The organism is Luteimonas suaedae (assembly GCF_008312895.1).
GTDB lineage: Bacteria > Pseudomonadota > Gammaproteobacteria > Xanthomonadales > Xanthomonadaceae > Luteimonas > Luteimonas suaedae.
In genome coordinates this window covers 290,888-311,681 of sequence record NZ_VSSP01000004.1, presented here as the reverse complement: position 1 = coordinate 311,681, position 20,794 = coordinate 290,888, and the positions used below count along the sequence as shown (strand labels likewise).

General features: G+C 61.3%; 15 protein-coding genes. 7 read left to right on the top strand and 8 right to left on the bottom strand.

The genetic code is table 11. The features are described 5' to 3' along the window. The first annotated feature begins 84 nt into the window (after positions 1–84). Complete coding sequence (locus FXO19_RS09105; RefSeq protein ID WP_149194759.1) at positions 85–1,002, top strand: ATP-grasp domain-containing protein; 918 nt, start codon at positions 85–87, stop codon at positions 1,000–1,002. On the opposite strand, the gene cysN is transcribed toward FXO19_RS09105, so the two are convergent. Both cysN and cysD read right to left on the bottom strand, forming a co-directional pair. Next, a complete protein-coding gene (cysN, locus tag FXO19_RS09100; RefSeq protein WP_149194758.1) occupies positions 988–2,886 on the bottom strand; it encodes a sulfate adenylyltransferase subunit CysN in 1,899 nt (632 codons plus the stop codon). The two genes, FXO19_RS09105 and cysN, sit on opposite strands and share 15 nt — an antisense overlap. Continuing rightward, entirely contained in the window at positions 2,886–3,797 is a 912-nt protein-coding gene (gene cysD / locus FXO19_RS09095) for a sulfate adenylyltransferase subunit CysD (RefSeq protein ID WP_149194757.1), read from the bottom strand. The genes cysN and cysD overlap by 1 nt, the downstream gene beginning before the upstream one ends. 412 nt (positions 3,798–4,209) lie before the next feature. On the opposite strand from cysD, the gene FXO19_RS09090 reads away from it, so the two are divergent. From FXO19_RS09090 to FXO19_RS09065, 6 genes are all read left to right on the top strand, one after another. Further along, a complete protein-coding gene (locus FXO19_RS09090) occupies positions 4,210–4,956 on the top strand; it encodes an electron transfer flavoprotein subunit beta/FixA family protein (protein WP_149194756.1) in 747 nt (248 codons plus the stop codon). Positions 4,957–5,124: 168 nt separating this feature from the next. Beyond that, positions 5,125–6,063, top strand: coding sequence for an electron transfer flavoprotein subunit alpha/FixB family protein (locus tag FXO19_RS09085; protein WP_149194755.1), 939 nt, complete (start codon positions 5,125–5,127; stop codon positions 6,061–6,063). A 69-nt stretch (positions 6,064–6,132) separates the two neighbouring features. Continuing rightward, the gene (gene wecB, locus FXO19_RS09080) at positions 6,133–7,299 is read left to right on the top strand and encodes a non-hydrolyzing UDP-N-acetylglucosamine 2-epimerase (protein WP_187775715.1); all 1,167 of its coding nucleotides are present in this window, start codon (positions 6,133–6,135) and stop codon (positions 7,297–7,299) included. Positions 7,300–7,409: 110 nt separating this feature from the next. Beyond that, complete coding sequence (gene wecB / locus FXO19_RS09075; protein WP_187775714.1) at positions 7,410–8,513, top strand: non-hydrolyzing UDP-N-acetylglucosamine 2-epimerase; 1,104 nt, start codon at positions 7,410–7,412, stop codon at positions 8,511–8,513. A 13-nt stretch (positions 8,514–8,526) separates the two neighbouring features. Then, positions 8,527–9,393, top strand: a complete 867-nt coding sequence (locus tag FXO19_RS09070; RefSeq protein WP_149194753.1) for a glycosyltransferase family 2 protein — start codon at positions 8,527–8,529, stop codon at positions 9,391–9,393. 208 nt (positions 9,394–9,601) lie between these two features. After that, on the top strand, positions 9,602–11,194 hold the full coding sequence (locus tag FXO19_RS09065) for a hypothetical protein (RefSeq protein WP_149194752.1): 1,593 nt from the start codon (positions 9,602–9,604) through the stop codon (positions 11,192–11,194). A gap of 121 nt (positions 11,195–11,315) precedes the next feature. Here FXO19_RS09065 and FXO19_RS09060 read toward each other — a convergent pair whose 3' ends face one another. The 6 genes from FXO19_RS09060 to FXO19_RS09035 form a co-directional block, all read right to left on the bottom strand. Further along, positions 11,316–12,704 carry a hypothetical protein gene (locus FXO19_RS09060; protein WP_149194751.1) on the bottom strand — a complete coding sequence of 463 codons (1,389 nt, stop codon included), beginning with the start codon at positions 12,702–12,704 and terminating at the stop codon, positions 11,316–11,318. Continuing rightward, positions 12,701–14,188 carry a hypothetical protein gene (locus FXO19_RS09055; protein WP_149194750.1) on the bottom strand — a complete coding sequence of 496 codons (1,488 nt, stop codon included), beginning with the start codon at positions 14,186–14,188 and terminating at the stop codon, positions 12,701–12,703. Before FXO19_RS09055 ends, FXO19_RS09060 begins: the two co-directional genes overlap by 4 nt. A 68-nt stretch (positions 14,189–14,256) precedes the next feature. Then, positions 14,257–16,812, bottom strand: a complete 2,556-nt coding sequence (locus FXO19_RS09050; RefSeq protein WP_187775713.1) for a glycosyltransferase — start codon at positions 16,810–16,812, stop codon at positions 14,257–14,259. Positions 16,813–16,861: 49 nt separating this feature from the next. Next, positions 16,862–18,910, bottom strand: a complete 2,049-nt coding sequence (locus FXO19_RS09045; protein ID WP_149194748.1) for an acyltransferase family protein — start codon at positions 18,908–18,910, stop codon at positions 16,862–16,864. Beyond that, positions 18,910–19,443, bottom strand: a complete 534-nt coding sequence (locus FXO19_RS09040) for a hypothetical protein (protein WP_149194747.1) — start codon at positions 19,441–19,443, stop codon at positions 18,910–18,912. Before FXO19_RS09040 ends, FXO19_RS09045 begins: the two co-directional genes overlap by 1 nt. A 24-nt stretch (positions 19,444–19,467) precedes the next feature. Further along, the gene (locus FXO19_RS09035) at positions 19,468–20,748 is read right to left on the bottom strand and encodes a nucleotide sugar dehydrogenase (RefSeq protein WP_149194746.1); all 1,281 of its coding nucleotides are present in this window, start codon (positions 20,746–20,748) and stop codon (positions 19,468–19,470) included. Between the last annotated feature and the right edge of the window lie 46 nt (positions 20,749–20,794).

Genomic DNA, 20,794 nt, shown 5'->3' with positions numbered 1-20,794 from the left:
AGGCACAGTCTACCGTCTGGCGGCCGCCGGGCCGACCGTACTTTCGGGCAATGGCGCGGCGCGAGCGGCCGTTACACTGACGGCATGCCACGCATCGCCCTTGCCACCGCCATCGCGGTCACCGGCCACGACGACGACATGCCCCTGCTGCTGGCGGCGTGCGCCCGTGCCGGGCTCGAGGCGCAGGCGCTGGCCTGGGACGACGCGAGCGTCGGCTGGGGCCGCTTCGACCTCGTACTGCTGCGTTCCACCTGGGACTACGCCCTGCGACGGCCGGACTTCCTGGCCTGGTGCGCGGACGTGGAACGCACTACCACCCTGCTCAACCCACTGCCGGTGGTGCGCTGGAACAGCGACAAACATTACCTGGCCGACCTCGCGGCCGACGGTCTGGCGGTGATCCCGAGCACCTTCGTCGAGCCCGACGCCGAGCCGCTGCCGGCACTGCAGGCCTTCTTGTCCACCGTGCGACACGATCAGGGCTTCGTGGTGAAGCCGGCGGTCGGCGCCGGCGCCCGCGACGCCCAACGCCATGCCGTGCACCAGGAGGTCGCCGCCGCTAGCCACGTCGCCCGCCTGCTCGATGCCGGACGCAGCGTGCTGCTGCAGCCCTACCTGGCCACGGTCGACGAGCTGGGCGAGACGGCACTGGTCTACATCGACGGCGCATTCAGCCATGCAATCCGCAAGGGACCGCTGCTGACCGAAGGCGGCACCGGGGAAACGCCTCCGGCGGCCGAGAGCATCAGCCCGCGTCAGGCGGCGGCGGACGAGCGGTCGCTGGCCGACGCCGTGCTGGCTGTCGTGCGGCGCCGCTTCGGACTCGACCGGCCCCTGCCCTATGCCCGCATCGACCTGATCCGCGACGACGGCCGCCCGCACCTGCTGGAACTGGAGCTGACGGAGCCATCGCTGTTCCTGTCCCACTCGCCCGGCGCCGCCGACCGTTTGGTCGCCACGCTCGCGACGCGTCTGCGGGCGGATGTGCTAATCAGGCACTAGCGTCTTCACCAGCTTCTCGGCCAGGACGGCGGCGTCCTCTGCGACCGTGTCGAGGACATGCTCCGGCCGTTCCGGGCGCTCGTACGGCGAATCGATGCCGGTGAAGTTCCGGATCTGGCCGGCCCGCGCCTTGGCGTAGAGGCCCTTGGCGTCGCGCTGCTCGGCGACCTGCAGCGGCGTGTCCACGAACACTTCCTGGAACTCGCCCTCGTCGAACATCTCCCGCGCCATGCGCCGTTCGGCGCGGAACGGCGAGATGAAGCTGACCAGCACGATCAGGCCCGCATCCACCATCAGCTTCGCCACCTCGGCGACGCGGCGAATGTTCTCGACCCGGTCCTCGTCGGTGAAACCGAGGTCCTTGTTGAGCCCGTGGCGCACGTTGTCGCCGTCGAGGATGTAGGTGTGATGGCCCATCGCCAACAGGCGCTTCTCCACCAGATTGGCGATGGTGGACTTGCCCGAGCCGGACAGCCCGGTAAACCACAGGCACCTGGGCTGCTGGTGCTTGATACGGGCACGTGCAGCCTTGTCCACGTCGATATGCTGCCAGTGGATGTTGCCGGCGCGGCGCAGGGCGAAGTTGAGCGTGCCGGCGCCGACGGTGCCGTTGGTCTGGCGGTCGATCAGGATGAAGGCACCCAGTTCGCGGCTGTCGGCATAGGCCTCGAACGCGATCGGCTGGTCGAGGTAGAGGTTGCAGTAGGCGACCTCGTTGAGCCCAAGATACTTGGCCGCCAGCTGGTCCTGGGTATTGGCGTCGATCTTGTGCTTGATCTCGGTGACCTGGGCGCCGACGGTGCGGGTGCCGATCTTCAACCAGTACGGACGGCCGGGCAGCAACGGCTGCTCGTCCATCCACAGCAGGTGAGCGGCGAACTGGTCGGCGACCTCCGGCGGACTGGAGGCGGCGGCAATGACATCGCCGCGGCTGGCATCGATCTCGTCGCTCAGCGTCAGGGTGACGGCCTGGCCGGGAAGCGCCCGCTGCAGGTCGCCGCCGGCGGTGACGATGCGGGCCACGCGGGAACGCTGCCCCGACGGCAGCACCGCGATGTCCTCGCCGACCGAGACCGGCCCGGATGCGACGGTGCCGGCAAAGCCGCGGAAATCCTGGTCGGGCCGGCACACCCACTGCACCGGCAGGCGGAATGCCCCGGTGCCGGACTCGCGGCCGGCATCCACGGTTTCCAGATGCTCCAGCAAGGTTTCGCCCTGATACCACGGGGTCGCGGCCGAGCGCTCCAGCATGTTGTCGCCCTTCAGCGCCGACAACGGAATACAGGTGATGTTAGGGATGCCCATCTGCTCGGCCAGTTCGCGGTAGCCGGCGACGATATCGTCGAACACCTTCGGGTCGTAGTCCACCAGATCCATCTTGTTGACCGCGAGTACCACGTGGCGGATGCCCATCAGCGAGACGATGTAGCTGTGGCGGCGGGTCTGGGTCAGCAGGCCCTTGCGGGCGTCGACCAGCACGATGGCGAGGTCGGCGGTGGAGGCGCCGGTGGCCATGTTGCGGGTGTATTGCTCGTGGCCGGGGCAGTCGGCAACGATGAACTTCCGCTTGTCGGTGCCGAAGAAGCGGTAGGCGACGTCGATGGTGATGCCCTGCTCGCGCTCGGCCGACAGGCCGTCGACCAGCAGGGCGAAGTCGATCGCGTCGCCCTGGGTGCCATGGCGCCGGCTGTCGGCTTCGAGCGCGGCCAACTGATCGTCCAGCAGCAGCTTCGTGTCGTGCAGCAGGCGGCCGATCAGCGTGCTCTTGCCGTCGTCAACGCTGCCGCAGGTAATGAAACGCAGCAGGCTCTTGGTCTCATGCCGCTGCAAGTAGGCGGCAACTGCGGATCGGGCCCTCGCGGCCTGTTCGGCGCTACCGTTCATCAGAAGTAGCCCTCCTGCTTCTTCTTCTCCATCGAGGCGCCGGGATCGTGGTCGATCACCCGTCCCTGGCGTTCGGACGTGGTGGCGACCAGCATCTCGGCGATGATTTCCTCCAGCGTCTCGGCCTCCGACTCGATCGCTCCGGTCAACGGATAGCAGCCCAGGGTGCGGAAGCGGACCTTCCTCATCGTGGGAGTCTCGCCTTCCCGCAGCGGTAGACGCTCGTCGTCGACCAGGATCAAGGCGCCATCGCGGGCCACCACCGGGCGCTCGGCGGCGAAATACAGCGAGGGCACCGGGATGCCCTCGCGAAAGATGTAGAGCCAGACGTCCAGCTCGGTCCAGTTTGAAATCGGAAACACCCGCACCGATTCGCCCTTGTGGATCCGGGTGTTGTAGAGACTCCACAGCTCGGGACGCTGGCGCTTCGGATCCCAGCGGTGCTGGTCGTTGCGGAACGAGAAGATCCGCTCCTTGGCGCGCGACTTCTCCTCGTCGCGCCGAGCACCGCCGATCGCGGCGTCGAAACTCCACTTGTCCAGCGCCTGCTTCAGGGCCTGGGTCTTCATCACGTCGGTATGCACGGTGGCGCCATGGCTGATCGGGCCGACGCCCTGCGCGAGGCCGTCCGGATTGGTCCAGGTCCGCAGTTCGACGCCGGTTTCGCTGGCACGGCGATCGCGGAAGGCGATCATTTCGCGGAACTTCCAGCCGGTGTCCACGTGCAGCAGCGGGATCGGCGGCTTCGCCGGGTGGAAGGCCTTGACCAGCAGATGCAGCAACACCGAACTGTCCTTGCCGACCGAGTACAGCATCACCGGATTGCGAAACTCCGCGGCCACTTCGCGGAGGATCTGGATGCTCTCCGCTTCGAGGCGGTCGAGATGGGAAAGGCTGGAGGGATCGGTCATGCGATGGTGGTGTTTGCGATTCGTGGGCTGGAGCACGCCGGCGACACCGTGCCGGGCGGACAGGGTGAAGGTGCGTGCGTTCAGTGTCCCCGATCGGCAGCGGATCCGGGCGCGACAGTTCGTTATGAGCACATGCCTGTTCAGCCTATCGCAAACGCCGCCTGGCCGGGATTCGCGGCGCAGCCCCATCTCCCGGCCCGGATTGTCCGCCCATGCCGACATCTTCGTTCACCCGCCGCTGATGGGCCGATCGCCCGGTCTTCGGGCTTCTCATGCGTCCGGCAAGCCGGTCTCCCGACGTCTGCCAGGCGTAGGAAGTTGTGCGTCGCCCCTGCCGGCCGGTTAAAATCGGCGTTCGACCTCGCCCGCGCAGTCGCCAAGGCCGGGCCTTACCCAAGGAACCCCTCGCACGATGAAGATCCTCGTCGGCTACAAGCGCGTGGTGGACTACAACGTCCGCATCCAGGTCAAGCCGGACGGCTCCGGCGTGGTCACAGACGGCGTCAAGCTGTCGCCCAACCCGTTCGACGACATCGCGCTGGAAGAGGCCCTGCGCCTGCGAGACAGCGGTGTCGCCACCGAGGTGGTAGTCGCCACGATCGCCCCGGCGGACGCCCAGGCGCACCTGCGCAACGGCCTGGCGATGGGCGCCAACCGTGCCCTGCACGTGGTCATCGATGGGCCGGTGCAGCCGCTGACGGCCGCACGCACCTTCCTCAAGCTGATCGAGAAGGAGCAGCCGGACCTGGTGATCCTGGGTAAGCAGGCGATCGACGACGACGCCAACCAGACCGGGCAGATGCTGGCCACGCTGTGGGGGCGCCCGCAGGCGACCTTCGCCAGCAAGCTTGTCATCGCCGACGGCAAGGCCACGGTGACCCGCGAGGTGGACGCCGGCTTGGAGACGCTGGAGGTCGATCTGCCGGCCGTGGTCACCACCGACCTTCGCCTGAACGAGCCGCGTTTCATCAAGCTGCCGGACATCATGAAGGCCAAGAGCAAGCCGCTGGAGACGATCCCCTTCGCCGACCTCGATGTGAAATCGGGGGACTTTCTCGAGACCACCGGCTATGCGGCACCGCCCAAGCGCAGCAAGGGTGTGATGGTCAAAGATGCGGCCGAACTGGTCGCCAAGCTGAAGGAAAAAGGCCTGCTCTGATCCCCATCCCCGTAGGAGCGCGTCATACGCGCGAAACCGCGTGACCGGCCCGGAGTCCGCACTCCTCCGCCGGCAACACGGCTAGCTAATCCCAACCGCACCCCTGCCCACGCCGGCTTCGCGCGCAAGGCGCGCTCCTACAAAAGCGGAACACCAAGGAACCCTGCCATGTCCCAAGTCCTCATCGTCGCCGAACACCTCGAAGGCAAGCTCAACGGTTCGACCGCAAAATGCGTGTCCGCCGCGCAGGCGCTCGAACCCGAGGCCATCGACATCGTGGTGCTGGCCGCCGACCCCGCTGCGGTCGCCGCCGAGGCCGCGAAGATCGGCGGCGTGCGCAAGGTGCTGACCGTCACCAACGACGCCAACGCTCATCCGGTCGCGCAGGTGCTCGGCCCGCAGGTGGCAAAGCTCGCCGAGGGCTACAGCCACGTCTTTGGCCCCTCCACCACCTTCGGCAAGGACCTGATGCCGGTGATCGCTGCCCTGCTCGGCACCGCGCAGGTCTCGGACATGATGACGGTGGAATCGAGCCATGTCTTCACCCGGCCGATCTACGCCGGCAACGCCATCGTCACCGTCGAGGCCCCGAGCGACCGCGCCGTGGTCGCCACCGTGCGCACCGCCTCCTGGCCGGAAGCCGCCCGCGACGGCAGTGCCGAGGTCGAGGCCGTTTCGGCCGAGGCCGAACTGCCCACGCATACCCGCTTCGTCGACCTCGCCGTCGGCGAATCCGATCGCCCTGACCTGCAGAGCGCCAAGCGCGTGGTCTCTGGCGGCCGCGGCGTCGGCTCGGAGGAGAATTTCAAGATCGTCTTCGACTTCGCGGACAAGATCGGCGCCGCGGTCGGCGCCTCCCGCGCCGCTGTCGACGCCGGCTATGTGCCCAACGAGCTGCAGGTTGGCCAGACCGGCAAGATCATCGCCCCGGATCTGTACATCGCCATCGGTATCTCCGGCGCCATCCAGCACCTGACCGGCATCAAGGACGCCGGGACCATTGTCGCGATCAACAAGGATCCGGACTCGGCGATCTTCGAGATCGCGGACATCGGGCTGGTAGGGGATTTGTTCAAGGTGTTGCCGGAGCTTGAGGCGGCACTTTGACGCTCCTTCACCGGAGGCCCTAATTCCTGGGGCCGCAGCATCGGCCCCTTCGCTTTTCCGGAGAACACGATGCCAAGCAAGAAGGTCATGGTTGTCTTCGGCACCCGTCCGGAAGCGATCAAGATGGCGCCCGTGGTTCGGGCCCTGGGGGAGCACCAACACATCCGACCCATGGTCGCCGTATCCGCCCAGCACCGTCATATGCTGGATCAGGTGCTTGAACTGTTCGGCATTGTCCCCGACGACGACTTGGACCTCATGCAGGCCAACCAGAGCCTGCCCGACCTGTTTTCGCGCATCCTCGTCGGCATGGCGCAGGTGATCGCCCGACGGAGACCGGACTTGGTACTGGTGCATGGGGATACCAGCACCACCCTCGCCACTTCGCTCGCGGCTTTCTATGCGGGAGTGCCGGTAGGTCACGTCGAAGCCGGCTTGCGCACCGGGAACATGGCCGCCCCATGGCCGGAGGAAATGAATCGGCGCCTGACTTCTCCACTGGCCCTGCTGCACTTCGCTCCCACTGCGCGCGCGCGCGATAATCTGCTGGCCGAGGGCATCGACGACGATCACATCCATGTAACGGGCAACACCGTGATTGATGCGTTGCTGGCCGCGTCGAAGAAAATTCGCTCCACTTCAGGACTTGCACGCTCCTTGGCCGCCCTGTTCCCCTTTCTTGAGGCGAACAAGCGCCTTGTCCTGGTGACCGGTCATCGACGGGAGAGCTTCGGTAGGGGTTTTGAGGAAATCTGTCGTGCAATCAAATGCATCACTGCTCGCGGTGATGCCCAGGTGGTTTATCCGGTCCACCTCAACCCCAATGTCCAGGAGCCTGTGAAGCGCATCCTCGGCGACCATCCCGGCGTGCACCTCATCGAGCCGCAAGATTACCTGCCATTCGTCCACCTGATGTCCCAAGCCGATATCATCATTACTGATTCCGGAGGCATCCAGGAAGAAGCCCCTTCGTTGGGCAAACCCGTGCTTCTCATGCGTGATGCAACGGAACGCCCCGAAGCCGTCGCCGCCGGCACGGTGCGGCTAGTGGGCACTGACAGCAACGTTATCTGTTCCGAAACGTTCCGGCTGCTCGATGATGCGAGGGTATACCAGGCCATGGCCCGCGCGAGCAATCCCTATGGCGATGGAAAAGCTTCCCAGCGAATTGCGAAGGTCATCGCGGACATTCCCATGAGAGCCATGATGCCCTCTCATACCGCTTCACCAAACTGAAACTCATTGCACTGTTTACCAATGATCCCCCCTGATACTCAATTCGAATGCGCCGCCGCTTCTCAAAAAAGCACCGAGGTCGTTTAACTGAAATGAGACCCCCCCCCCCCTTGATCGACCTCGTCATCGGCACACGCCCCAATATCGTCAAGGCGGGGCCGTTGCTTGCCTGCCTGAGAGATGTTGACTGGTGCCGCCCACGGTTGGTGTTCCTGGCGCAGCACACGCTGGGCCCCATGACCACCCAGACCTTGGAAGACGTGCAAATCGCGCTGCCCGAGGTCCACCGCATCGATCTCGAGGCCGGCGACATGGGGCACCGAATGGGCGAGATGATTGGGAAGTACGCCGCCCATCTGGATTCCTCACCACCGCAACTCGTGCTGGTGTTTGGCGACGTAGATTCAACTTTCGCGGCCACATATGCTGCCAAGCGCATGCAGATTCCTGTCGCGCACGTCGAGGCTGGATTGAGGAGCGGCGACCTCACCATGCCTGAAGAGCTGAACCGTCGCATGGTTGACAGCGTATGCGATCTACTGTTCACCACCACCCACAGCGCCACGGAAAACCTGTTGCGGGAGGGCAGGAGCGCCGACAGCATTACCTTTGCCGGAAACCTGATGATCGATGCGCTGAAGAAAATGCTTGCGCAAAAAGATCTGCTACTCCCGACTAAACGCCTCTGGTCGGAGCACGGACTCGAGGAAGGCGGCTATGCGGTAGCAACCTTCCATAGACCATCCAACGTTGACATCGCCGGCCATCTGCAGCAGATCGTCCGCCTCCTGGAAGTTGCCGCGGAACGACTGCCTGTGGTGTTCCCGGTGCATCCACGAAGCGAAAGAGCCCTCGAACGGCATGGCCTGCTCATAGGAGGGCGGGTCAATCTGGTTCCCCCATTGCGCTACTCCGAATTCATTTCACTGCTGTCATACGCCAGGGTCGCACTCACGGATTCAGGGGGCCTGCAGGAGGAAACCAGCATCCTCGGAATCCCATGCCTGACGTTCCGGCCCAATACCGAGAGACCTGAAACAGTGACCTTGGGGACCAACCGGCTCGCCCGCCCGGAAAACGCCGGACTCGAGATCGATCGTGTCCTTGCATCCCCCATGCCCGAGCCCTCCGTTATCCCACGCTGGGACGGAAACGCTGCGCCGAGAGTCGCCGCAGCCATCGAAGCATGGTTGGAGCAGCGAGCCATCGCATGACGCGACAGCCGTGATGACTGCGGTCCTCTTCGACCGGCCCCAAGGCGCACCATTATCCGCACCGGCTGCGATGGTGAGCGAGCAATCGCTAGTCAGTGTCATAATGACCTGTTTCAATACTGCCCAATGGCTCGAGAGCGCCATCCGCTCAGTGCTCGGGCAACGCGGCTGGGAGCGGCTGGAATTGATAGTCGTCAACGACGGGAGCACGGATGAGTGCCCTCGCATTCTGACCCGACTCGCGAGCCAGGACAGCCGCATACGCCCCTTTCACCTGGCGCGGAACCATGGCACCTACCGCGCGAAAAACATCGGCATGTCCATCTCCCGAGGTGAGCTGATCACCTTCATGGACAGCGACGATATCAGCTACTCTGATCGGATCAGCGTGCAGGCCCGTCTACTACTAGACGCTGACCTGATTGCTACCACGTGCAACTACGTCAGGGTCGACTCAGCGAACCAGATCGTCCCGATGGGAGGGCTGCATGAGCGGCAAGCACTGATCAGTCTTATGTTCAAAAGGAAGGTCTTGGGTGACATAGGGTGGTTCGACAGCGTCAGAACGTCGGCAGACGACGAGTTCTTCGAACGGATCAGGTTCGTTTACGGCCGCGACGCGCATCGCAACGTTCCGCGCCTCATGTATCGCGCCCTGTATCGGGGGGAGTCATTGTCAACTGCACAGAGTGCTCCGGTGGTCCTCGCTGCGGACGGCGCCGCTGACATGCTTTCGCCTCCACGTCGTGCATACGTCGAGTCCTATCGCCGCTGGTACGACGAACTGAGAAGCCGCGGACGGCGCCCCTATATTCCATTCAACATCGTATCTCCGCGACCGTTCCCCATCTCGCGAGAGCTCGAGCTCCAAGGGCATTGAGCCTGCGACTTCGTCCCCGCCGGCCCCTCGGGAGGGCCGGCAGCGTAATCCCGGCGACAGCCGGCTTGAGGGTCGAGAGAATCTGGTTCTCGTGGGACAGGACGATTCTTCTGGATTAGCTGCCAACACTTGCCAGACGTTCTGCTGCCTGGTTCCAATCACGGGCCACGCCTACGCCGCAGCCCGACAATCGAGTACGATCAGCCGCATGAGCATCACGCCGAGCATCTACATGCTTTACTCAACCTTTACTCCCCCCCCGTCCACTGGGTTTCACGGATACTGCTTCGTCGACTCCGACTACATCTTCGGTGCCGAGGGGGCAGCGCAGTACGCTGCAGCAACCGGACGCGTCATCGGTCCTGGCGAAGACGGCTGCTACATTTCTATTGAACGCACGTCGGAAACCGTTGAGTTTGGTGCGGATGCCGCCGGTACGGCAAAACTCTTCTACTACGACAAGGCTGGTGTCTGGGCCGTGTCCAACTCATTGGCACGCCTCGTGGACCATCTTCGAGAAAACGGTGTCCGCCTCGCACCCAATCTTCCCCAGCTTGATGCATTGTCGTGGGGAATAACCTTTACCAAGCAGGTCAGCTCGTTCGCTACGATCTTCAATGAGATACGGCTACTCCCTTCCGATCGTAGACTTGTATTGACCCCTTGCGGGCTGCGGGAGAAGGCCAGGCCAGAGCCTTCGCTGCTGCCTTATCCCGACGCGCTGCGGTCCTTCATCGACACCTGGACCTCCCGCTTCGCCACACTTTTCCTCGATGATCGTATCCGGATCACCCTCGACCTGACAGGCGGTGTTGACTCACGCGCCATCTTCGCCCTGGCCAAGACCGGCCTCGCAAGAGCAGATGTATCGCCGTCAAGAGCTATTTTCAGATCAGCGACCACCCCGCGGTGGAAGAAGGATCTCAAGATCGCCACCAGCCTCGCCGAAAGGTATGGAATAGCGGTCAACCCACAGGAGCAGGCGGCTCAAACCAAGCTCAGCGGCGAAGAGAGATACACGAGATGGCGCGAAGTCTGCCTTGGCGTCTATTTGCCGATCTACCTTCACGACTCGACGGTGGATCCCTTCACCATTCACATCAATGGTGGTGGCGGAGAGAATCACCGGCATTTCTACCCTGCCGTGCCTGCGTCGAGGTTCTTGCGCGATCAACGCAAGAGGGCGCCAGCCTATCTGTACAACGAGTGGCTCAATGACACTGAGGAGGCGCTAGCGTACCTTGCAGATCAAAACGACACGACCGAACCTCTTATCTTGCACTATCGAGAGTTCCGCAATCGATTCCATACCGGCCGGCCGCCGCTTTACCGTACTGGATTTGCGCCTCTCACGACCACGTTGTTCCATAGATCAGCAATGCTGGGAGGAATCACTCATGCTGGCCAGCTCAATTTCGATATTATGGAGAACCTGATTCCTGGCCTGAAGGATTTTCGATACGATGACCCGAGCAAGGCGCCCACAGATGAGACACTCAAGAACTTGACGATCGTTGATCTCGACCAAAATGCCACAGCTGGCCAAACCTACATTGGCGATACCACGGCCCCGCAGCAGCAGGATCGGGGGAGAGGCGACAGGAAGCCCATGGAGCTCATTGCGCTTGAAGGCACGAAGGCTCTCAAGAAGGAGGCGGTAGTCAGTTTTGTGGATGATTCAGTCTTGACTCAAGCACAAGCGGTGTTGGAGTCTGCAGTTTCTGCTGGCAACTTCGAGCACGCGACCTTGGCCAAGGGAGTGTCATTCGTGCTCGCAGCAGAACTCGCACTCGGCGATTAGTTGGCTCTTCGAAAAGGCCGCCGAGCTAAGCTGCATCCAGAAGCCAGCCTCGGACGTCCAGTTCGACCCGCCACTAGCCACCGTCCCCATTGCGAACGGCCAGCGAGCCTGCCGTTCCGGATCAATCCGCGCTGCGACCGCGCCCGAAAAATATGTGTTTTACGGCGCGAATCGGGCGGGTGACTTTCCACGACGTGCTGGTAAGCATCTTAACCACTTGGCTTTCAAGGTGTCCGGCCCTTTGTTGCCATGTCTCCGCTTCGTTTCGTGCGCGCCTGAGCGCTCCGCGAAGCTTCCGCACCCGCGCCTTGAGCTCCGCCGACATCTTGTGCCGCGCATTGCGCTGCGCCCGAACCTTGTCGAGCGCCGCTCCCAGTTGCCTGCGGAGCTCTGCAGCCTTGACCTCAAGCGCCAAAGTCTCGTCCTTGTGCGCACTGGCTCGAGCGCGCCATTCCTCCGAAATGCGCGTCAAGCCAGCCATCTCATCCAGATGTGTTTCGCGCTCCGCGCGCGCCCTCTGCAACTCGGCCCCCAGTTTGGCGATACGACTCTTTTGCTCTTCGCCTTCCCTGCAAAGCTGCTGTCGCAGCTCAAACATTTCCGCCTGCAGGTCGACAATTTTCCGAGATCGGACCTCTTCCACTTCCTGTAACTTCGACAGCGCGTCGCGTGCCCCCTGCAACTCGGCTTCCGCCTGCGCCTGCAACTTTTGGGCTTTTGTCCGGGAGTGCGCGAGAGCATCCGCGCGTACGGCAGCCACAAGGCCTTGGCCACTGCGCCGGAACACGGCCTCTGTCCCAGGGTCCAGCTTGCCGTCGTCGGCGTTTTTCAAGAGGCTCCGCAACGGCTCCGGTACGGCTTGACCCTTGACGATGAGAGCCACTGCAGTTTCACCCCCGAACACCACGCTGGGATTTTCCCTGATCAATTCTTCAAGACGTTTTCCGCCCTGGTTGCGTTCGGCAAAACTATGTGTTCCAAACAGGAGAAGCACCCCAGCATCCCCCAATGCGCGCAGAATCGCTTCGGGATCGAGTACGGCATCGACGGGAAGCGCTTCGAGATCCACGCACAGCACGTCCGGAGGGGCTGCCGCCAGCTCCTCAAGCGCATCACCTGGAGCAGTACCCGCCCGGAGTCGCGAAGCTCCCTCATACAGCATGTCTTCATGAGCGCGGAGACTCGCCGGCACGGCGCACACCATCTTTCCCTTCTTGGGTTCAATCCAGTAGCCGTATCCATCACAACTTCCACCCGATGCCAGTTTCTCCATGGCCTGGCAGAGAGCAAAATGGACTATGCCGTCACCTGCTCCCAACACCGCTGCACGGCTGGGACCCAGGGCGGCGGTAAGCCAGAACAGCATCGGTACATGTATCAGGACGTGGCTGGGCTCCATGAAGCGGGGCTTCCAGAACAGTGCCTGGACTGGCGCAGTGGTGAAAGCCGCCTGCGGCACATGCGCCCCAGTTCCCTGCTGGTGCGTTTCGGTGATCGATTGATTGCTCATTGGACCCTCTTCGTGTCGCGACCTGCCCCGGGAATCAGGATGATGCAGTCGTCCTCTGATGATGCAACTTCGAGCGAGAACCTGGAAATGAAATCCGGAATGCACGTCAGTTCACACCCGATCAGGATCACCGTGCAGGTGAATCCCCCCATGAAAACCCCGGAGACAAGCTCCATCGCATCCGTGCCCCGGGCAACGACAACTTCAAGCCTGCGACCGCACAACACTCCGCTTTCTGAGAGCACGCTTCCCTTTGAGAGCGACGATTTCAGGCAGATGATTTCGGACGGCAACCTGACACGGAGAACGTCCAGAGCTTCTCCAGGACAACAACTCCCGAGTGGCACAAGAGCCAGAAGTTTTGAACTCATAGAAGCAGCAATGAGCGCAGTATCCGCCGAGCCAATATGGAGGCTGACTTGCGCGGAGACAAGAAGGTTTATAACGCGATCAATGCCCTTCGAGACTAGGGCGGACGATACTTCGGCTCCGCGTGCTTCTTCATGGACGTCAGCTCGCTGACCAAGCATCGCCCCCAACTTCCATCCTGCAATTACCAGCTCATCCAGACCTTTGCGAGAGTCCCGATGTTGATAAGTGTAGCCGGCTGCTGAAACAGGAGTCCGTAGCGGCGGGACAAGACCATACACTCGCTCCAGCTCCAGGTTGGTCGCCGAGATCTCCAAGCAATCGGTTTCGGACAGCGGCAGCCAATCCTGTTTCACGTATTGAGCCGGATCCGGGAGGCGCTTCTCCACCTCCTTGGCGATTTCCCGGAACTCCGCTTCATATGCGAGCCGCGCGTCTCTCGACCATCTGCGCAGCAGCGGATTCAGCCTTCGCTTTGCTTCAACCAATAACACGTCCTTCTCACGAACGTTTGCCCTTATCGTGCGGGCGAGGGCGGCATCCGTCAGGGGAAGATCAGCCACCCTCAGGAACTCTTCAACCAGGCGACCCTTTAGTGCAGCCTCCTCATAGTTGATCAGTCGCACCTCGTCAGCGGACACTAATCTGCACACCCGCTCCAAAGCAGCGTAATAGTTTAGCCAGCCCTTCTCGGCTGCCTCAGCGGTGAACTCCTGGACGGTCCCGATGCTGGCCTTGAATCCGCTCAGCACACTTTCTACGTACCTGGACCGTAGCCACTCCTGCTGACTCCGCAGGATCACAATGACGGTGACCTCCCAACCGTGGAAGTATTCCGCAAGGGCTCTAAGCTCGTCATCGGGCCGGTCTAGAAGGAGGTTCTCTGCTGAGAGAACAACAACACGTGCATTTGCTTGCTTTAGCTCGTCCTCAAGCGGCTGAACGCCCCTCCGGCGGATCTGCCTCACCAGTTCCAGATGCCCCGACGTCCGTTCCGGGTCGAACGGGTTGCCTCTCGCGAACCCTGTCTCAGGAAACAGCACCCCATGCGTCCTCAGTTCGTTTCGACACTTCTCCAGGTAATTCTGAATCGCGGTGCTCCCGGCCTTGGTCATGCCCACGTGCACGACGAGCCGGCGGCGATCATGCGCGCTGACTGCGCCGTTGGATTGCTGTGGCACTGTCACAGCTCGCGAAGGACTGTGGATCGGTAGTGTCGCGACCTCGCAGATAGGATCGCAAGTTCGCTAGTATCGGTAGCACCAGCCAGCTCTAGGCCGGTTCCCCGCAGTCGCTCGGCTATGATATCTGCCCCGTACCGGGCCAGCGCCAACTGTTGAACCTCCTTCAGATAGGAAATACGGGCCTCTGCATTCTGAGCCAAGCGCGCGACGACAACTGCGACATCCCGTGGTTCGCAGACCAGCACGAGCTCCCCGAAATTCTCCTCCAGGCTGGCAGGCACGATCACCGGCACGCCGGCAATCATGGCTTCGACGATAGTCCGCCCAAATCCCTCGACAAGGTTCGTATTGGGAAAATAGACAAAAGCGTCCAACCTGGCCAAAAACGCCAACGGCTCCACCTCACCAAACTCGCGAACACGCCAGTTCTCCGGCAGTTCCCCAAGAATCCGGACCGCCTTGGCGGCACCACCGAGGATGTGAATCTCGAAGTCACTTGAAGGCGGATACGCCTGCAGCAACTCCTTCGGCCGTTCCCGCCACTTTTCCATGCCATCGCGTGAGTGGCGGCCGACCTTATACGGAGTACACATGGCCGCCTTTGGCGGATGGTAATATTGCGCAGCATCAAACGTAGGCGTCCAATCGATAGCGGAAAGCCGGAAGGAATCGATGCCATTTCCTGGATACTCCAGGAGCTCGTTGCGCATCACCTGACTGATCGGGCAAAATTGCAGTGATTCCACCGAAAGCGCCTGCGCCACCCGCACCATATCCTCCAGCTCATAGACAGACTCGCCACTGGGTCGCCGGCACGAATTATTCTTGACTACAAAAGCATGTTTCGCTTGGATCCGAGGCAGGAGATAACGGAATGCATGTGAGACGAGCACCCGTGGATGACGACAGATCAGAACCTTGGCGCTGATGCTTGCAACCCTGGACCATTGATATAGAACCTCTCTATGAGCATTGAATCTTGTGCTCAAGCTCCGACCGAGATCAGTGTCAACGGAACAATGCACCAGCGCTACTCGAAGGCCTTGAGACTTCAAGTATCTTAGCTCGTCCAGTGTGGATGACGCGTTGCCGCCTGGAAACCTCGTGTTCGTAATGATCACCACGTCAGCGACCACTTCTTGTTGCAGCTGCGCCTGATGGGCAGCGGTGGCGTTAAGAACTGATTCAAGTGGAACTTGCAAGCCCCTCGAATCGTACCGCGACTCCCGCTCGGGAAACTCGTAGCGCGAGGTAGATCTAGTAAGGCTCTTGTGGCCTTGCAGATACGAATTCTTGTAAATTAGTCGATGGCGGGCACCATCGTCTGTCCGAACGTTCAATCCAAAGCGCGTATCGTTAGTGAGACTCTGCTCATGATCGCGACACAACATAGTAGGAACCGGCAACTGATGAATGCATTTGCCGGTGACAATTTCCAGTCGACGAAGAAGCTCCGAATCCCCGCCTGCCCGCACTTGATCCCAAGCGCCAAGCAAGTCGTGGAAGGTTTGGGAACACATAAACAGCGAAATGAACGCACTGCGGCAGGCTCCGTCGTGGACGAACTCGCCGACTTCATTTAGCCGAGTATATTCTCCCTTGTTATCCATCCTAAGCATTCCGGACAGGCAGGCTGTTAATCTGTTCTCGATACAGAACTGCGCCTGTCGAGCGATTCGCTCCGGATGTGCCCAATCATCCGCGTCGTGGCAAGTAATCCAGTCTCCCGTCGCATAGCTGGCGGCGATACTCTTGCTTACGTATGGCCCGACGTTCTCGGGGTTTCTCCAAGCCTTGACCCGCGAATCTCGGGCCGAGATTTCGCTAATTACACCCCACGTTCCATCTGTCGAGCAATCGTCGATCACCAAGAGCTCAATGTTCTGCCACGATTGGGCAAGCAACGAATCCAAGGCCTTGGCGACCGTATGCTCAGAATTCCAGGCCGCCACGATAATCGAGACTCTCGGTCCCCTGACCGATTCGGTGAGACCTTGGGACTGGACTCGATCGAACAGGCTGCCTCTTCCCTGGAGTTGAATAGGTGCCAAGCCAAAATGCCTCAAGTACGCATTTGTGGCCGCGATCCAGGCAGTTTCTTCGTTGTGCTTCACTGCCAGGTTCGCACGCAGGATGTTTGTTCGATACTGTTCCGCCGTGGGCAACCACCGCTCTGCAAGCACCAGAGCCTGGTCGAGCCGGTCCTTGTGGGCGAGCTGCTCCGCTGCCCAGAGGACCCGTCCGGTAAACGCCGGGTTCTTGGGCACCAAGCCCCGAACGGACAGCTTCCGAAGTTCCCGCAACGGATCCTTCCTCTCACCAAGCTTGAGCAGCGCCCGAAAAAATACGGTCGAGAACTCTGGCGAGGGATCGCGGCCCAAACGATGCCCGTAAAGCTGGAAGTGAGTTTCAGGCTCTAGCGGTACCCGGCCAACATCTGGGTACGTTTCCTTGTACCAACAGGGATCCATTTGAGGTACTGGCACACTCTCCGGTGCCTCCGGATATTTACGCAGCGGCAAGTCTGCCCGTTCGTCCTCCCGAAAACCCAACATCATCAATCCTCGCACCGGCGGCAGTTATCGTCTTGAAGAAATCTTGCTTCTATAGCAGCTCACGCAATTTTCTCTCCAGGATTGGAGCGAGGGTTTTTGCATATGTGGCGCTCAGGTGGTGCTTGTCTCGATACACCAATACACCGCCTATAACCACCGGGCACGTACCTGCCTGGCAGAAGTAGGGCAGGGTCTCGATCAGCTCAATGGACGGATCCATGGCCACTGCTCTTGCGATGGTTCCCGGATATATGGCGACATCCTCCGACGCAGAACAGGACTCGACCGATGCGCCACGGCGGGCCATGCAGCGGGGCACGTCTTGCTGTTGCCACGGCGTATGCTGGATCGCTGCGACCTTGATGCCAGCCTCCCGGAGCGCCTTGGTATGGCGCAGAATGCCCCGCGCAACCACGTCATCAGCGGCGCCTGGACGCCCGCCTGGCAGCGCATGCCGCGCAGAGTGACTGAGAATAACCAGGTCGGGCTTTTCCTGCAGAAGCTGCTGCAGTACCCTCTCACCCCATATCTTGCATTCGACGTACTCTCGGCTCGCGCCTGCGTTGGAAAAACCGAGTAACTCGTCCGTAAACGCACAGCTGCTCTTGGTCAACCCGGTGATCTGCCAGTTGGCATTTTCAGCTATGAGCTCGAGGGCAGGCAGCCAATGCACCGCATGCGAATCACCCACGATAAACACTCGTTTGGTCCCACCCGTCGTACCGTAGTCGCACGATACGGGCTTTTCCGAGGGGACATTGCCGATGCACTTGGAGCTGCCAGCGATGCCGTAGGCAGAGCCGCGGTCGAGTCTGGCCATGTCGGCAGCGGGAATGAAGCCACCGTCTTCCGAAGCAGCAAGATCGCGGCGCACAAGCACCATCGCGCCCGGGTGTCCCGACACCGTCGCCATTGCCTGGAATGCCGCGTGTGCACGTTCGTCCGATTCTGTGGAGATCCATAGCGAAGCCATGGCGACGCCAAGCGCCAAAGCACCCGCGATCGCATATGGCCTATAGACTTCTCCCGGCCGCGCCTTGCGGAAGCGTTCCTCGACCAACTCCCGCGACAGGTGGGCGCAAAGAAGCGAGACCACCACAACGAGAACGCCATCTTGTAAGGTATCGTGCTGCCTTCCGCTAACCGATGGGTAAAACACGATCACCGGCCAGTGCCACAAATAAAGCGAATAAGAAATAGATCCAAGGTATTGCATCGGCGCGCTCGCCAACCATGCACCTAGATGATCACTCCGATCAAGGCATGCATATAGCAATGCCGTTGCCCCCAAGGTCGGCAGCAACGCCTCATAGCCGGGGAATGGAAGGCGGTGGGTGTAGAAGACCGTCGACAGAACGATCGCCATCAGGCCTGCCCAGCCAAGGACCACCCTTGGCAACCGGGCGAGGCCGACGCTTGGCGCGGCCAGGGCCAGCAATGCTCCGACTCCAAGTTCCCAGATCCGGGTCGTGGTAATGAAGTAGCCGGGCGCGGGGTCGACATATGACATATGGACCGCATGGCCCAGAGATAGAGCGCACACGGCCCCCAGCGATACGAGCAGGGTAGGTCGCAGCGGCCAGCTTTTCCTGTTGCCCAGCACCGCCATCGCGACCATGAGCAGCGGCCAGAACACATAAAACTGCTCTTCCACCGACAGCGTCCAGAAATGCAGGAGCGGGCTCGGCGCGGCGTCAACAGCCAGATAGTCGACCTGCTGCTGGACAAGCAGAAGGTTCTGAACATAAAAAGCGCTGGCCAGGAGCTCGGTCGCTACGCCTCGCCAATCGGCCACTGACATCCAGGCGACTGTCGCAGCGGCGACCGCAAGGAGCGTGACTGAGGACGCCGGCAACAGGCGTCGGATCCGGCGGGCATAGAAGTCACGCAGGCTGATCGTTCCACTCCGCTCCAGTTCCCGGATAAGCAACCCGGTGATCAGATATCCGGAGATGACGAAGAATACATCCACGCCGACATACCCACCTGGAAGCCAGGCGGGCCAAACGTGATACACGACCACCGCCCCGACAGCGATGGCGCGCATACCCTGAATATCGGTGCGGAACGTGTGCGCACCAACACCAACCGCTGACACTACTGGGCGCTCTTGTCTAAGTAGGGCCAAGCCATATACAGCGTGCCCGTCGCATCGGTTCTCTGCAACTCATAGCGCTCCCCAGGCGGGGGGCCCGGCCTGAACCAGGCAAGCATCCGCGTGCCGTCCGACAAGGCATAGACTACCCGCAATGCCTCCTCCGGTTCCTGACGCTGTTGTACCGATCCGCCCTGCTGCCCTATGAGCCGAGACAACTCTGCTTCCGCCTCTGCAGGTGTCGCCCCGAGAAGTTCGATCCCGATCTCTCGAACCGGCCTCCCCCCTCTGGACTTGCCGGTGTCCCGATCAATATTCACGTGATACGGGAAAGATAGGTTCGAAATGCCGCCAGGCAACGGCCTTCCCAAGCTTTTTGCGGCGGGCAACTCGCCGCGCTGGGTAGACGCCTCCCCCGGCGTTTCCACTTCTTGGGCGGCATTCCCAACCGGAACGTTTTCGGTACCCGGACCTGGATCGCGGCAACCGGCCAAGCCGCACGCCAAGGCGAGCGCCATAACAAATTTAGCGTTCATGCATTATTCCTCAATGTCTCTTGATTAAAGTCGATAAACGTCGTCGCCCGCAGGGATCACGCCCTTCACGTCGAACACGATACCCCCGGGCTTCAACAGCGATTTCGCTGACAGGATGGCATCCGCGCCAACGAATTCCTGGTGTGCAACAGTGAGAATGACCGCGTCGTAGAGACTTGCTTCCGGGGCCTCAATCAGCTCTACACCGTACTCGCGTGCCGCGTCGGCGGCGTCCACCCACGGGTCGTACACGTCAACGTGCGCATTGGCATCCGCGAGCTCATGCAGAATGTCCACGACTTTGGTGTTGCGAAGGTCCGGGCAGTTTTCCTTGAAGGCCAGACCCAGGACAAGAATGCGGGATCCGACGATGTTCAGCCCGGCTTTGGCCATCTGCCGCAGTACACGGTTCGCCACGTAGGGCCCCATCTCGTCGTTGATCCTACGGGCGGAGAGGATCAACTCAGGGTTGTAACCCAGCATTGCGGCTTTGTGTGCGAGATAGTAGGGGTCCACGCCGATACAATGGCCGCCGACAAGGCCCGGTGTGAACGGCATGAAGTTCCACTTCGTCCGGGCAGCGGCCAGGACTTCGCTGGTATCGATGCCCACACGATGGAAGATCCTGGCGAGTTCGTTCATCAGTGCGATGTTGACGTCCCGCTGAGTGTTCTCGATCACCTTCGCCGCCTCGGCAACGCGGATCGAGCTGGCCTTGTGCGTACCCGCCGTGATGATGCCGCGGTAGAGCTCGTCCACGAAGTCGGCAACTTCCGGGGTCGAGCCCGCCGTGACCTTTGTGATCTTCGTTACCGAGCGTTCCTTGTCACCGGGGTTGATCCGCTCGGGGCTGTACCCGCAATAAAAATCAACATTGAAAGTGAGGCCCGACGCCTGCTCCAGCACCGGCACGCAAACCTCCTCGGTCACTCCGGGATACACCGTCGATTCGTAGATCACGACATCGCCCTTCTTTAGGATCGAACCGATCGCCGCGCTGGATTTCAGCAACGGGTCGAAATCAGGACGCCGAGCGCTGTCGATCGGCGTAGGCACCGTGATGATGTACACGTTGCTTTCGCGGATATCCTCAAGGAGCGTAGTGAACTGGAGTTGCTCCGCCCCTGCCAGATCCTCCGAGGAGACCTCCAGTGTGTGATCCATGCCGTCTCGGAGTTCATCCACGCGCTCCTTGTCGATGTCATAGCCGATGACCGGCATCTTGCCCCCGAATGCGACAGCGAGGGGTAGCCCCACATAACCAAGACCTACAATCGCAAGCTGGGATTTTTCTGCGTTGAACATCGCTGTTTCCTTAAATGGGAGATGATGCACGACGCGAAACGGCGCG